We start from the raw sequence: 14,805 nt of genomic DNA, 5'->3' as shown, positions 1-14,805 counted from the left end.
CTTTCTGCTTCATTTGATGACTGCTGCCCGTTACCTGATGAGTGCAAAAAAGTATCGGTTGCAGTGCAGTCGAGGCGTTGTCCGCGCTCGGTCGTAGGGGTGTAATCCGGGTCGGCCCACAAAAACAATAATGTCTCCCGAGGCTCAAGCGGCCAGGGAGAGGAGTTCAAGACCATGAACCACACGATCAAAGTATTGGTAGCCGCTTCCTGCCTGTCGCTCACCGTTGGCGCGCAGGCCGCCGAGACCGTGACCATCGCCACGGTCAACAACAGCGACATGATTCGCATGCAACGCCTGGCGAAAACCTTCGAAGAACAGAACCCCGACATCAAGCTCAAGTGGGTGGTGCTCGAAGAGAACGTGCTGCGTCAGCGGCTGACCACCGACATCGCCACCCAGGGCGGCCAGTTCGACGTGCTGACCATCGGCATGTACGAAGCGGCGCTATGGGGAGAGAAGGGTTGGCTGGAGCCGATGACCGATTTGCCCGCCGACTACGCCCTCGATGACGTATTCCCCTCCGTGCGTGAAGGCCTCTCGGCCAAGGGCCAGCTCTATGCCCTGCCGTTCTACGCCGAAGCGTCGATCACCTATTACCGCACCGATCTTTTCGAGCAGGCCGGGTTGAAGATGCCCGAGCAGCCGACCTGGGATCAGATGGCCGAATTCGCCAGCAAGCTGCACCAGCCCGACAAGGGCCAGTACGGTATCTGCCTGCGTGGCAAGGCCGGCTGGGGCGAGAACATGGCGCTGATCACCACCGTGGCCAATGCCTACGGCGCGCGCTGGTTCGATGAGCAGTGGAAGCCTGAATTCACCGGCAGCGAGTGGAAGAACGCGCTGAATTTCTACGTCGACACCATGAACAAGTACGGCCCGCCGGGCGCGTCGAGCAACGGTTTCAACGAGAACCTGGCGCTGTTCAACAGTGGCAAGTGCGCGATGTGGGTCGATGCCAGCGTGGCCGGCTCGTTCGTCACCGACAAGTCGCAGAGCAAGGTCGCCGATTCGGTGGGCTTCACCTTCGCGCCGACCCAGGTCACCGACAAGGGCGCTTCGTGGTTGTACTCCTGGGCGCTGGCGATCCCCACCAGCTCCAAGTCCAAAGAAGCTGCCAAGACCTTCAGCGCCTGGGCCACCTCCAAGGCCTACGGCCAGCTGGTAGCCGAGAAGGATGGCGTAGCCAATGTGCCGCCAGGCACCCGCGCCTCGACCTACAGCGATGCCTACATGAAGGCGGCGCCGTTCGCCAAGGTCACCCTCGACTCGCTGAAGAAGGCCGACCCGGCCAACCCCAGTGCCAAGCCCGTGCCTTACGTGGGCATCCAGCTGGTTACCATTCCCGAGTTCCAGGCCATCGGCACCAGTGTCGGCAAGCTGTTCGCCGCCGCGCTTACCGGGCAGATGAAACCTGATCAGGCCCTGCAGGCAGCACAGCAGAGCACCGAACGGGAAATGAAGCGCGCCGGGTATCCGAAGTAGCGGGACCGCGATCGTTCCCACGCTCTGCGTGGGAACGTATGTCGGGACGCTTCGACGCCTCGACGTGGGAACGATCAATCCGCTGTAGAACCGTCTTTCGGAGACACGATGAACACCATCGAAAATCCTGCAGAGCAGGCCCGCGAGCCGGCGCCGCGTAAATCGCGACGCCTGGCGCCCGGCTGGTTTCTGGTCAGCCCCTCGGTCATCCTGCTGCTGATCTGGATGATCGTGCCCTTGGGCATGACCGTTTATTTCTCGCTGATCCGCTACAACCTGCTGTACCCCGGCGAGAACGATTTCGTCGGGCTGGAGAACTTCGAGTACTTCGTCACCGACGCCGCGTTTCTCTCCGGCGCGGGCAATACCCTGTTGTTGGTGGGCAGCGTGCTGCTGATCAGCGTGGTGTTCGGCGTGCTGATTTCCGCGTTGCTGGAGGCCAGTGAGTTCTTTGGCCGGGGCATCGTGCGGGTGCTGCTGATCTCGCCGTTCTTCATCATGCCGACGGTCAGTGCGTTGATGTGGAAGAACCTGATCTTCCATCCGGTTTCGGGGATTCTCGCTGCCGTCTGGCAGTTCTTCGGCGCTCAGCCGGTTGACTGGCTGGCACACCACCCACTGTTCTCGATCATCCTCATCGTGTCCTGGCAGTGGCTGCCATTCGCCATCCTCATCCTGATGACCGCCATGCAGTCGCTCGATCAGGAGCAGAAGGAAGCTGCGCGCCTCGACGGTGCCGGGCCGCTCGCCATCTTCTGGCACTTGACCTTGCCGCACCTGGCGCGGCCGATTGCGGTGGTGGTAATGATCGAAACTATCTTCCTGCTCTCCGTATTCGCCGAGATCTACACCACCACCGGCGGTGGGCCGGGTTATGAGTCCACCAACCTCGCTTACCTGATCTACACCCAGGCGCTGCTGCAGTTCGACGTGGGCATGGCCTCCGCCGGCGGGCTGATCGCCGTGGTGATCGCCAATATCGCCGCCATCGTGCTGATTCGCATGATCGGCAAAAACCTGACCGATAAGCAGTGAGGGCCCTGACATGTTGACGCTCAAGCAATCCCGTCGCCTGCAGAGCCTGATCATCGGCACCCTGTCCTGGGCCATCGCCGCGTTGATCTTCTTTCCGATCTTCTGGATGGTGCTGACCAGCCTGAAGACCGAACTCGACGCCTTCGCCACGCCGCCGCAGTTCATCTTCACGCCGACGCTGGAGAACTACCTGCACATCAACGAGCGCAGCAACTACTTCAGCTTCGCCTGGAACTCGGTGCTGATCTCCTTCTCGGCGACCCTGCTGTGCATGTTGATCGCGGTGCCTGCGGCGTATTCGATGGCCTTCTTCGAGACCAAGCGCACCAAAGGCACGCTGCTGTGGATGCTGTCGACCAAGATGCTGCCGCCGGTCGGTGTGCTGGTGCCGATCTATCTGCTGGCCAAGCAATTCGGCCTGCTCGATTCGCGTATCGCGCTGATCGTCATCTACACCCTGATCAACCTGCCGATCGTGGTGTGGATGGTGTACACCTACTTCAAGGACATCCCCGTGGAGATCCTCGAAGCGGCGCGCCTTGATGGGGCCACCACCTGGCAGGAGATCGTCCGCGTGCTGCTGCCCATCGCCCGCGGCGGCCTGGCCTCGACCATGCTGCTGTCGTTGATCCTGTGCTGGAACGAGGCCTTCTGGTCGCTCAACCTGACCAGCTCCGCTGCGGCGCCACTGACCGCGCTGGTGGCGTCCTATTCCAGTCCCGAAGGCCTGTTCTGGGCCAAGCTTTCCGCCGTTTCGACGCTTGCCTGTGCGCCCATCCTGATCTTCGGCTGGATCAGCCAGAAGCAGCTGGTGCGTGGCCTATCGTTCGGCGCGGTGAAGTGAGGCGCCGACCTATGTATTTGATTCTGGCCGCCGGCCGTAGGAGCGCGCTTGCTCGCGATCTGCCGGGAACCGGCAGCAGCTCTGATAGACGCAGTCTTGCTGTCACGGTCGAGGGAGTTTTTGCTGCTGGTGCCCAGCAGATCGCCGGCAAGCCGGGCTCCTACGCCCGATGGGCAGAAGCAGAATTGCAGCGTCTGTAAATAATCGAAGAATAAGACTGGAGCCCGCTATGGCTGATTTGAAAATCCGCAACCTGAAGAAAGGCTTCGACGGCACGGCGATCATCAAGGGCATCGACCTGGATATCGAGAACCGCGAGTTCGTGGTCTTCGTCGGCCCGTCCGGCTGCGGCAAGTCCACGCTGCTGCGGCTGATCGCCGGGCTGGAGGAAGTGTCCAGCGGGACGATCACCCTCGATGGCACCGATATCACCGACACCGCGCCAGCCAAGCGCGACCTGGCGATGGTGTTCCAGACCTATGCCCTGTACCCGCATATGACCGTGCGCAAGAACCTGTCCTTCGCCCTCGATCTCGCTCGGGTGGGCAAGCAGGAGGTGCAGGAGAAGGTCGCCAACGCAGCGCGCATTCTCGAGCTGGAAGCCCTGCTCGAACGCAAGCCCAAGCAGCTCTCTGGCGGCCAGCGCCAGCGCGTGGCGATCGGCCGCGCCATCGTGCGCAATCCGAAAATCTTCCTGTTCGACGAGCCACTGTCCAACCTCGATGCCGCCCTGCGCGTGCAGACCCGCCTGGAACTGGCGCGCCTGCACAAGGAGCTGAAGGCGACGATGATCTACGTGACCCACGATCAGGTCGAGGCCATGACGTTGGCCGATAAGGTGGTCGTGCTCAACGGCGGCCGCGTGGAGCAGGTCGGTTCACCGCTGGAGCTCTACAACCACCCGGACAACCTGTTCGTCGCCGGCTTTCTCGGCACGCCGAAGATGGGCTTCCTGCGCGGCCAGGTCGAGCGCGTGGATGCCGGGCTGTGCCAGATCCGCCTGGAAGGCGCTGCCACGCTGGATCTGCCCCTGGCAGGCACCGGCCTGGCGAGTGGCAGCCAGGTCACCCTGGGTATCCGCCCCGAGCATCTCAACGTGGTGCCTGCCGGCCAGGGCCGATTGCAGGCGACGGCGGACGTCAGCGAGCGTCTGGGCAGCGACACCTTCTGCCATGTCCGAGTGGGCGATGAAATGCTCACCGTGCGTGTGCGCGGTGATTTCTCCCCTGCCTATGGCGAGCCGCTGGCGCTGGATTTCGATCCGGCCCACTGCCACCTCTTCAACGCCGATGGCCTGGCCATCGACAAACGCATCCAGGCTGGCCAGGCCGCCTGACGCGCAGGAATTACCCCATGAAACTGACCCGCAAGAATCTCGCATCACTGGCCGCCGAGGTCGACGTACCGGCCTACGATCCGGCGGACGTGCGCCAGGGCATCGCCCACATCGGCGTCGGCGGCTTCCACCGCGCTCACCAGGCGATCTACACCGAAGCGCTGCTCAACCGTGGCGAAGCCCTCGACTGGGGCATCTGTGGCGTTGGCCTGCGGCGTGAGGATCGCGCCATGCAACAGGCGCTGGCCGAGCAGGATCACCTCTACACGATGTTCGTGCTGGGCGATGAGCCCGGTTTGGAAGTGCGCGTTGTCGGTGCCATCAACGGCATGCTGCTGGCCGAGGATTCGCCGGCCGCGCTGATCGACAAACTGGCTGACCCGGCGATCCGCATCGTCTCGCTGACCATCACCGAAGGTGGCTACTGCATCGACGACAGCAGCGGCGAGTTCATGGCCCATCTGCCGGACATCCAGCATGACCTGGCGCACCCGGATGCACCGCGTAGCGTCTTCGGGTTCCTCTGCGCCGCCCTGGCCAGGCGCCGTGCTGCCGGCACGCCGGCGTTCACGTTGATGTCCTGCGATAACCTGCCGCACAACGGCGCGGTGACCCGCAAGGCGCTGCTGGCTTTCGCCCACCTGGCCGACCACGAGCTGGCGACCTGGATCGACAGCCACGTCAGCTTCCCCAATGCCATGGTCGACCGCATCACACCGATGACCAGCGACGCTCACCGCCAGCAGCTGGCCGAGCGCCATGGCGTCGAGGATGCCTGGCCGGTGGTCTGCGAGCCGTTCCTGCAGTGGGTCCTCGAAGACAAGTTCGTCAGTGGCCGGCCCGCCTGGGAAAAGGTCGGTGTGCAGTTCACCGACGACGTCACGCCCTACGAGGAGATGAAGATCAAACTGCTCAACGGCAGCCACCTGGCGTTGACCTACCTGGGCTTTCTCAAGGGCTATCGCTTCGTTCACGAAGCCATGAACGATCCGCTGTTCCAGCGCTATGTGCGTACCTTCATGGATCTCGACGTGACCCCGCAACTGGCGGCGGTGCCGGGTATCGATCTGGAGGCCTACAAAGACATGCTGATCGAGCGCTTCTCCAACCAGGCCATCGCCGATCAGCTCGAGCGCGTCTGCTCGGACGGCTCGTCGAAGTTTCCCAAGTTCATCGTGCCGACCATCAACCGGTTGATCGAGGATGGTCGGCCGCTGGAGCGCGCGGCGCTGGTGGTCGCGGCGTGGGCGCTGTACCTCAAGGGTGTCGACGAGAAAGGCACCCGCTATCGCATTCCCGATCCGCGTGCCGAGTTCTGCCAGGCACTGGTGCAGGACGACGAGCGGGTCAGCGAGCGCGTGCTCGGCGTCGAGGTGATCTTCGGCACGGCCATCCCGCAGTCGGCGGCGTTCGTCACGGCCTTCGAGCTTTGCTACGACAGCCTGCGCAAGCTCGGTGTGACGCGCACCCTGCAAACCCTGCTGGCTGATTGAATCATGTACCTCGGCATCGATTGCGGCACCCAGGGCACCAAGGCGCTGGTGCTGGATATCCACAGTGGCCGGGTGCTCGGCGAGGGCAGCGCGGCGCACCAACTGATCAGCGGTGCCAACGGGCGTCGCGAGCAGGAACCGGCCGATTGGCTGCAGGCCTTCGAGCTAGCCACCGCGCGGGCGTTGCAGCAGGCCGGTGTGTCGGGTCGCGAGATCCTCGGTATTGGTGTCTCCGGGCAGCAGCATGGCTTGGTGCTGCTCGATGCCAAGGGCGATGTGCTGCGCCCGGCCAAGCTGTGGTGCGACACCGAATCGGCGCCCGAAAACGCTCATCTGCTGGACTTTCTAGGTGGTGACAGCGGTTCGCTCGAGCGCCTTGGCCTGGCTATCGCGCCGGGCTACACGGTATCGAAACTGCTGTGGACCCGTGATCACCATCCTGAAGTGTTCGCCCGTATCGCCCACATCCTGCTGCCCCACGACTACCTGAATTACTGGCTGACCGGGCGTTTCTGTGCCGAGTACGGCGATGCCTCGGGCAGCGGTTATTTCAACGTGCGCACCCGTGCCTGGGATAGCCAGCTACTCGAGTTGATCGATCCGAGCGGCGCGCTGGTGCGGGCCTTGCCGGAGTTGCTCGAATCGCATCGCTGCGTCGGCCCGATTCGCCCGCAGATCGCTGAGCGCCTCGGCCTCAACCCCAGGGCGCTGGTGGCCAGCGGCGGTGGCGACAACATGATGGGCGCCATCGGCACAGGCAATATCGCCCCTGGCGCCATCACCATGAGCCTCGGCACATCCGGCACGGTATACGCCTACGCCGATCAGCCGCGGGTCAGCCCGCATCCGCAGGTGGCGACTTTTTGTTCGTCATCCGGTGGCTGGCTGCCGTTGATCTGCACCATGAACCTGACCAACGCCAGCGGTGCGATTCGCGACTTGCTGGGGCTGGATATCGAGGCCTTCGGCACGCTGGTCGGCGAGGCTCCCATCGGAGCCCAGGGCGTGCTGATGTTGCCATTCCTCAATGGTGAGCGGGTGCCGGCGCTGCCGCGCGCCAGCGGCAGCCTGCATGGGCTGACGGCCGACAACCTGACTCGCGCCAATCTCTGTCGAGCGGTGGTGGAGGGCACCACCTTCGGCTTGCGCTACGGTCTCGACCTGCTGCGCGACAGCGGCATTCGCAGCGATGCCATCCGCCTGATCGGTGGCGGCGCGAAGAGCGCCACATGGCGGCAGGTCGTCGCCGACATCATGGACGCGCCAGTGGCCTGCCCGCAGCACACCGAAGCGGCGGCTCTCGGTGCGGCGATCCAGGCGGCCTGGTGCGCGAGTCATGAACACGGCGAGGCGCTGAGCCTGGATGACCTGTGCGAGCGCTGCGTGACCCTGGATGAAACCCGCAGCGCACAACCCGACGCGCTGCGCAGTCGGGCTTACGAGGGCGTCTATCAACGCTACCGTGAGCAGGTGCGACAGCTGCAATGAATTCATTCCGGCGGCTTTTCGCCGTCGGTTCTTCTCAGCGCGAGCGCGCCTTCTGTGATGCGGAGACTCCATGTACCTGGTATGCGGCGAAGCCCTGTTCGATTTCTTCTGCAACCCTGGCGAACGCAGCAGCGAGCTGAATTTCCAGGCCCTGGCCGGCGGTTCGCCGTTCAACGTAGCGGTCGGCCTGCGCCGGCTTGGCGTGGAGTCAGCCCTGTTCGGCGGTATTTCCAGCGATTACCTCGGTCAGCGTCTGCGCAAGGTGCTGGAGGAGGAGGGCGTGAGCGATCGTTACCTGATCGCCAGCGAGGCGCCGACCACCATGGCCATGGTCGCGCTGGATGCCAAGGGCTCGCCGCAGTACATGTTTCGCGGCGAGGGTTGCGCGGATCGACAGTTGCTCCCCGAGCATCTGCCCGCTCTGGACGAGCAGGTTAGCGGCCTGCACGTCGGCTCCTATTCGTTGGTGGTAACGCCGGTTGGCGACACCCTGCTGGCGCTGGTCGAGCGCGAAAGCGAACGCCGGCTGATCACCCTGGACCCCAACGTACGTCTCAATCCTGCGCCGGATATCGAGCGCTGGCGCCAGCGAATTGAATCTTTTGCCGCCCACGCGCATCTGATCAAGGTCAGCGAGGAAGACCTGGAGCTGCTCTATCCCGGTATCGAGCCGCTGACGAGCATCGAGCGCTGGTTGGCCCGGCGTTGTCAGGTGGTGTTTCTGACCCGTGGCAGCGAAGGGGCGAGCGTGTTCAGCCGGCAGCATGGGCACTGGTCAGTGCCGGCGCGCCAGGTGGTCACGCGTGACACGGTGGGAGCGGGGGATACCTTCCAGGCGGCGATCATCGCTTACCTGGTGCAGCATGGGCTGGACAGCCCGACTGCCCTTGCTGCGTTGTCTCGTGAGAGGCTCGATGCGATGCTTGATTTTGCGGTGCAGGCCGCGGCGTTGACCTGTTCACGGGTTGGCCCGCAGTTGCCGTATCGCCATGAACTGGAGCGTTATCAGGCCGTTGAGGGACACCAGGCGTAGTCGGCAATTTTCAGCGCAGTATTTTGCCAACGCCGGATACCCATGCGGCATGTAATTGAATTCGCGAGGTCAGCCTGGCTGACCCGAACCAAGGAGTCTTCATGCCGTACCTTTCATCATCGCTGGATGTCACGCAATTGCCGAGCTGGCAGGCCCTGGTCGCCCATCGTGAGCGCCTCGCCGGTTTCAGCATGCGCCAGGCGTTCGCCGCCGATGCGCAGCGCTTCGAGACCTTCAGCCTGAGCGGCTGCGGGCTGTTTCTGGATTACTCGAAGAACCTGATCAATACCGAGACCCGCGAGCTGCTGGTTAATCTGGCTCGTGAAGTGGGGCTGGAGCGGGGCATTCGCGCGCTGTTCGACGGTGAGCTGCTGAACAACACCGAGAAGCGCCCGGCGCTGCATACCGCGCTGCGTCGTCCGTTGGGTGACAAGGTGCAGGTCGACGGCGTCGACATCATCCCCGAGGTGCAGCGCGTGCTGCAGCAGATGACCGAGCTGGTCGGGCGCATCCACGACGGCCTGTGGCGCGGTTACACCGAGAAGCCCATCACCGACGTGGTGAACATCGGCATCGGTGGCTCCTTCCTCGGCCCGCAACTGGTCTCCGAGGCGCTGCTGCCCTTCGCCCAGCGCGGTGTGCGCTGCCATTACCTGGCCAATATCGACGGCAGCGAGTTCCACGAACTGTCTGCCAAGTTACGCGCCGAGACCACGTTGTTCATCGTCTCGTCGAAGTCCTTCGGCACCCTGGAGACGCTCAAGAACGCCCAGGCCGCTCGCGGCTGGTACCTGGCTCAGGGGGGCTCCGAGGCCGAGCTTTATCGTCACTTCATCGCCGTGTCGAGCAACCGCGAAGCGGCGGTGGGCTTCGGCATCCGTGAAGAGAACATCTTCCCGATGTGGGACTGGGTGGGCGGGCGTTACTCGCTGTGGTCGGCCATCGGTCTGCCGATCGCCCTGTCCATCGGCATGTCCAACTTCAAGGAGCTGCTGTCCGGTGCCTACCGCATGGACGAACACTTCCAGACCGCGCCGTTCGAAGAGAACATGCCGGTGCTGCTGGCGCTGCTCGGCGTCTGGTATGGCAACTTCTGGAACGCCCAGAGCCATGCCATCCTGCCGTACGACCACTACCTGCGAAACATCACCAAGCACCTGCAGCAGCTGGACATGGAGTCCAACGGCAAGAGCGTGCGCAAGGATGGCGAGCCCGTTACCACCGCCACCGGGCCGGTGATCTGGGGCGGTGTGGGCTGTAACGGCCAGCACGCCTACCACCAGTTGCTGCACCAGGGCACTCAGCTGATTCCGGCGGATTTCATCGTGCCGGTGAGCAGCTACAACCCAGTCGCCGACCACCAGCAGTGGCTGTACGCCAACTGCCTGTCGCAGAGCCAGGCGCTGATGCTCGGCAAATCCCGTGAGGAGGCCGAGGATGAGCTGCGCGCCAAGGGTGTGAACGAGGAAGAAGTGCAGCGCCTGGCGCCGCACAAGGTGATCCCCGGCAACCGCCCGAGCAACACTCTGGTCATGGAGCGCGTCAGCCCACGGCGCTTGGGTGCTTTGATCGCCATGTACGAGCACAAGGTGTTCGTGCAGAGCGTCATCTGGGGCAACAACGCCTTCGACCAGTGGGGCGTGGAGCTGGGCAAGGATCTTGGCAAGGGCGTTTATTCGCGCATGGTCGGCAGCGAAGAAACGCGTGCGGAAGACGGCTCCACCCAGGGCCTGATCGACTTCTTCCGCGGTCGTCACCGCGGCTGATTGCTCCGCAGTACCTTTGCCTGAAGCGGCTTTTGCGCAGCCATATGCGCAAAAGCCGCCCGGCATTTCTCCCTTTGATCAGTGTTTTGCCTGGCCGTGCGTGGCCGGCCTTGCTCTGCTCATGCATGACTTTTCTGATCAAAGGCCGCTCGGTGTAACACTGCGGACATCTGCACGCTTTTACATGGGATAGGTTTAAGGCCCGTGCTAGAGCGGTTGGTGGTAGAGCGAGGGTAAGCCCGGCTCAGTGGTATGCAGTTACATATCGCCAACCAATTTGGGTCGCTTTTCTTGCGATTAAGGTTGGTTTAAGCCTTCATGGGTAAATTCGTGTGCGATGTGACTGAATAGTCACGAAGCAAACTGCCATCAGATGGCAAGTCAATATCACGACTGAAACCAGGAGGCACCATGAGCGAGCGCATTCGTTCCATCCGATCCGCCACACCCCCGGCAGCCGGCAAGCAGACCGCGGAAGATGCCCTGCAGACCCTGCTTGATGGCTTTCAGCGTTTCCGCACCGAAGTCTTTCCCGAGCAGCGCGAACTGTTCAGCAAGCTGGCCCGCCAGCAGAGCCCGCAGGCCATGTTCATCACCTGCGCGGACTCACGCATCGTTCCCGAACTGATTACCCAGAGCGATCCTGGCTCGCTGTTCGTGACCCGCAACGTCGGCAACGTGGTACCGCCGTACGGCCAGATGAACGGGGGCGTATCCACTGCCATCGAGTACGCGGTAATGGGCCTGGGCGTCCAGCACATCATCATCTGCGGGCATTCCGATTGCGGTGCCATGAAAGCGGTGCTGGCGCCTGACACCATCGAGCGCATGCCGACGGTGAAGGCCTGGCTGCGCCATGCCGAAGTCGCCAAGACCGTGGTGGCCGACAACTGCGGCTGCGCCGATCACTCCACGCTCGGCGTGCTCACCGAAGAGAACGTAGTGGCCCAGCTTGACCACCTGCGCACGCACCCCTCGGTAGCGGCGCGCCTGGCCAGCGGTCAGCTGTTCATCCACGGTTGGGTTTACGACATCGAGAACTGCACCATCAAGGCCTATGACGCCGAGCGTGGCGAGTTCCTGCCGCTTGATGGCGAAACCGCACCCAACGCCAGCCCCCGAGCGCGTTACCTGGCTTCCTAGCCGACCCGACAGGACGTCACCCGGTGGCCATGAATCGACCCGTGGGTTAATCCCGCCAACAATCGACAGCCGTGTTCGGGTCTGCTCCGTCATGTACGACGGTGATAGACCCTTGGGTTTTGACTGCCTACCTGCCAGACGGCGAGCGTTGCTTGTCGTCGTGACCTTTACGTGCGCCGTACCCGCAGGAGACCGCACCATGACCCTCGCTTCTTTCAAATCCGCGCTACCCCGTGATGCCCTGGCATCCATCGTGGTATTTCTCGTCGCCCTGCCGCTGTGCATGGGCATCGCCATTGCTTCCGGCATGCCGCCGGCCAAAGGCCTGATCACCGGCATCATCGGTGGTCTGGTGGTCGGTTGGCTGGCCGGCTCGCCGCTGCAGGTCAGCGGCCCGGCTGCCGGCCTCGCCGTGCTGGTGTTCGAATTGGTACGCACCCACGGCCTGGCCATGCTCGGGCCGATTCTGCTGCTCGCTGGTCTGCTGCAACTGATCGCCGGGCGCCTGCGACTGGGCTGCTGGTTTCGCGTTACGGCACCGGCAGTGGTGTACGGCATGCTTGCCGGTATCGGCATCCTGATCGTGCTTTCACAGTTGCACGTGATGTTCGATGTAAAACCCCAGGCGTCCGGCCTGGACAACCTGCTGGCCTTCCCCGATACGGTGCGCCAGGCGATTCCCGGCCTTGGTGGCGGCAGCGCCATGGCGGCAGCCCTGCTGGGTTTCGGCACCATCGCCTGCATGTTCCTGTGGGACAAGTTGCGCCCCAACAGCCTGCGCTTTCTGCCGGGCGCGTTGCTGGGGGTGGCGTCGATGACGCTGATCAGCCTGTGGATGAACCTGGGCGTGGCGCGGGTCGAAGTACCGGCCACGCTGAGCGATGCCATCGACTGGGTAAAGCCCGCGGATCTGCTCAACCTGGCCGATCCGCACATCCTGCTGGCCGCCGTCGTGGTGGCTTTCATCGCCAGTGCGGAAACCCTGTTGTCTGCCGCGGCGGTGGATCGCATGCACAGTGGCGCACGCTCCAATATGGATCGTGAGCTATCCGCTCAGGGGATCGGCAACATGCTCTGCGGTGTGCTCGGCGCCTTGCCGATGACCGGGGTCATCGTGCGCAGTTCGGCCAATGTGCAGGCCGGCGCGCGCACCCGCATGTCGGCCATCCTGCACGGGGCCTGGTTGCTGGCGTTCGTGATGCTGCTGCCCGGCGTGCTGCAGAGCATTCCCATCGCGTCGCTCGGCGGGGTACTGGTGTACACCGGCTTCAAACTGGTCGACATCAAGGCGATCCGTGGCCTTGGCCGCTATGGGCGTGCGCCGGTACTTATCTACGCGGCCACTGCCATCGGCATCGTCGCAGTCGACCTGCTCACTGGTGTGTTGATCGGCTTCGCGCTGACCCTGGTCAAACTGGCCGGCAAGGCTTCGCGCCTGAAGGTCAACCTCAACCAACTCGGCCCAGATGAAGCGGAACTGCGCCTTATCGGCTCCGCCACCTTCCTCAAGGTGCCGCACCTGGCCAGCGTGCTGGAAGGCATCACGCCGACCACTCGCCTGCATGTGCCGCTGGACAAGCTCAGCTACGTCGATCATGCCTGCATGGAGTTGCTCGACGACTGGGGCCGCGCGGCAGAACAGCAAGGTGGTGCGCTGCTGATCGAACGCCACGGTCTCAACCGGCGGCTGGAAGGCCGCACACTGAGCATGCGGCGCGCGGTGGCCTGATAGCAATCGGCCGCTGGCGGGCTTGAGCTGCAAATGTGCAGCGTGGAGCCTGCCCGCTTCATGCGCGCCTGCTGCAATGGCAGGCGCGACTCTGTTCACCGTGACAGCTGGCCGCAGGCGCCAATGCGACCTTGGCGCTCAGTATCTGGTACCTTTTCCCGCTGTTCATCGCCTACCGGCTGATCCCATCCGCCTGGCCGACGTGTCATGTGCGTGTCGATCAGGGGTTATCTGGCCAGACTGGGCGATCACCTTTCACTCAGACCATCGTGGCCGCCATGACCCGAAAGCAAATCACCGTATTCGTCCTGATTTCCATCACCGCTCTGGTGCTCGGCCTTGCCGTCAATCAGGTGCTCAGCAGCAAGTCGAAAAGCGATCCCGCCGCGCTGCTCGCCGCCGGCATCGTGATGTTGCCGCAACAGCGTCAGGTACCGGCACTGGACTTCGTCGATCAGGATGGCCAGACCTTCTCCACCGGCCAGCTCAAGGATCAATGGAGCCTGCTGTTCTTCGGTTACACCTTCTGCCCGGACATCTGCCCGGCGACGCTGGCCCAGCTGCGCCAACTGCGTTCGGAAATCCCGGAGGAGGCCTGGAACAATCTGCGCATCGTGCTGGTGACCGTCGACCCGAATCGCGACACGCCGGAGCAGATGAAGAAGTACCTGGGCTATTTCGACGCCGGTTACATGGGCCTGACCGGCGAGCCGGACACCATCCAGAAGCTGGCCAACGCGGTGAGCATTCCCTATATCCCCGCTGATACCAGCAAGGAAAACTACCTCGTCGACCACAGCGGCAACCTCGCCGTCATCGGCCCGGACGGCACCCAGCGTGGCTTCATTCGTGCGCCGATCAATGTTGAAAAACTGGCCGCACAGTTGCCGGGATTGATCCGCAAAGACTGAAAGAATGGGGCCTGTAGGGCCCCATTTTTCATTTCGCGAACAGTTGACTCATATCCTTGAACGCCTTGAACTCCAGGGCGTTGCCGCACGGGTCGAGGAGGAACATGGTGGCCTGTTCGCCCACCTGGCCCTTGAAGCGCACGTAGGGTTCGATCACGAACGCCGTCTCGCGCTCCTGCAGGCGCTGCGCCAGGGCTTCCCACACCGGCCAGTCGAGAATCACGCCGAAGTGCGGTACCGGCACGTCGTGGCCGTCTACCGGGTTGCTGACGGCCGACTCCTGATACGCCATCTTCGGCGCTTCGTGGATCACCAACTGGTGACCGAAGAAATCGAAATCCACCCAGTGGTCGCTGCTGCGGCCTTCGGCGCAGCCGAAGACGTCGCCATAGAAATGTCTGGCGGCTGCCAGGTCGTAGACCGGAATGGCCAAGTGAAATGGGGAGAGTGCCATGATCAGGCTCCTTAGGTCGGTGCCCGTTGATTTTAGATGCAAGAATTTTGATTAAAAGCGAATATTCTTGCCGCCCAGCTCAAATGAA

13 protein-coding genes are annotated in these 14,805 nt (G+C 63.1%); 12 read left to right on the top strand and 1 reads right to left on the bottom strand.

Annotated elements, in window-relative coordinates; genetic code table 11:
* The first annotated feature begins 174 nt into the window (after nucleotides 1-174).
* The 12 genes from ACZ0AI_RS16830 (at nucleotide 175) to ACZ0AI_RS16775 (ending at nucleotide 14,263) form a co-directional block, all read left to right on the top strand.
* A complete protein-coding gene (locus ACZ0AI_RS16830; RefSeq protein WP_225837129.1) occupies nucleotides 175-1,485 on the top strand; it encodes an ABC transporter substrate-binding protein in 1,311 nt (436 codons plus the stop codon).
* A gap of 108 nt (nucleotides 1,486-1,593) precedes the next feature.
* On the top strand, nucleotides 1,594-2,520 hold the full coding sequence (locus ACZ0AI_RS16825) for a carbohydrate ABC transporter permease (protein WP_225837131.1): 927 nt from the start codon (nucleotides 1,594-1,596) through the stop codon (nucleotides 2,518-2,520).
* 10 nt (nucleotides 2,521-2,530) lie between these two features.
* Nucleotides 2,531-3,364: a carbohydrate ABC transporter permease gene (locus ACZ0AI_RS16820; protein ID WP_225837133.1), complete on the top strand. Its 834-nt coding sequence runs from the start codon at nucleotides 2,531-2,533 to the stop codon at nucleotides 3,362-3,364.
* 11 nt (nucleotides 3,365-3,375) lie between these two features.
* Nucleotides 3,376-3,564 carry a hypothetical protein gene (locus tag ACZ0AI_RS16815; protein WP_463562851.1) on the top strand — a complete coding sequence of 63 codons (189 nt, stop codon included), beginning with the start codon at nucleotides 3,376-3,378 and terminating at the stop codon, nucleotides 3,562-3,564.
* A 29-nt stretch (nucleotides 3,565-3,593) separates the two neighbouring features.
* Nucleotides 3,594-4,700 (top strand): ABC transporter ATP-binding protein, encoded by a 1,107-nt coding sequence (locus tag ACZ0AI_RS16810; RefSeq protein WP_463562850.1) that lies wholly within the window; start codon nucleotides 3,594-3,596, stop codon nucleotides 4,698-4,700.
* A gap of 17 nt (nucleotides 4,701-4,717) precedes the next feature.
* Nucleotides 4,718-6,193, top strand: coding sequence for a mannitol dehydrogenase family protein (locus ACZ0AI_RS16805; RefSeq protein WP_463562849.1), 1,476 nt, complete (start codon nucleotides 4,718-4,720; stop codon nucleotides 6,191-6,193).
* Nucleotides 6,194-6,196: 3 nt separating this feature from the next.
* Entirely contained in the window at nucleotides 6,197-7,681 is a 1,485-nt protein-coding gene (xylB, locus tag ACZ0AI_RS16800; protein WP_463562848.1) for a xylulokinase, read from the top strand.
* A gap of 70 nt (nucleotides 7,682-7,751) precedes the next feature.
* Nucleotides 7,752-8,714: a carbohydrate kinase family protein gene (locus ACZ0AI_RS16795; RefSeq protein WP_463562847.1), complete on the top strand. Its 963-nt coding sequence runs from the start codon at nucleotides 7,752-7,754 to the stop codon at nucleotides 8,712-8,714.
* 101 nt (nucleotides 8,715-8,815) lie between these two features.
* Complete coding sequence (pgi, locus tag ACZ0AI_RS16790; RefSeq protein WP_463562846.1) at nucleotides 8,816-10,480, top strand: glucose-6-phosphate isomerase; 1,665 nt, start codon at nucleotides 8,816-8,818, stop codon at nucleotides 10,478-10,480.
* Nucleotides 10,481-10,891: 411 nt separating this feature from the next.
* Nucleotides 10,892-11,623 (top strand): carbonic anhydrase, encoded by a 732-nt coding sequence (locus ACZ0AI_RS16785; protein ID WP_225837144.1) that lies wholly within the window; start codon nucleotides 10,892-10,894, stop codon nucleotides 11,621-11,623.
* 199 nt (nucleotides 11,624-11,822) lie between these two features.
* The gene (locus tag ACZ0AI_RS16780; protein WP_463562845.1) at nucleotides 11,823-13,352 is read left to right on the top strand and encodes a SulP family inorganic anion transporter; all 1,530 of its coding nucleotides are present in this window, start codon (nucleotides 11,823-11,825) and stop codon (nucleotides 13,350-13,352) included.
* Between the two features lie 278 nt (nucleotides 13,353-13,630).
* A complete protein-coding gene (locus tag ACZ0AI_RS16775; RefSeq protein WP_463562844.1) occupies nucleotides 13,631-14,263 on the top strand; it encodes an SCO family protein in 633 nt (210 codons plus the stop codon).
* 28 nt (nucleotides 14,264-14,291) lie between these two features.
* On the opposite strand, the gene ACZ0AI_RS16770 is transcribed toward ACZ0AI_RS16775, so the two are convergent.
* The gene (locus tag ACZ0AI_RS16770) at nucleotides 14,292-14,717 is read right to left on the bottom strand and encodes a VOC family protein (RefSeq protein WP_225837150.1); all 426 of its coding nucleotides are present in this window, start codon (nucleotides 14,715-14,717) and stop codon (nucleotides 14,292-14,294) included.
* Between the last annotated feature and the right edge of the window lie 88 nt (nucleotides 14,718-14,805).

The organism is Pseudomonas sp. AC355 (assembly GCF_979258205.1).
This window is presented reverse-complemented; position numbering and strand designations above follow the sequence as displayed.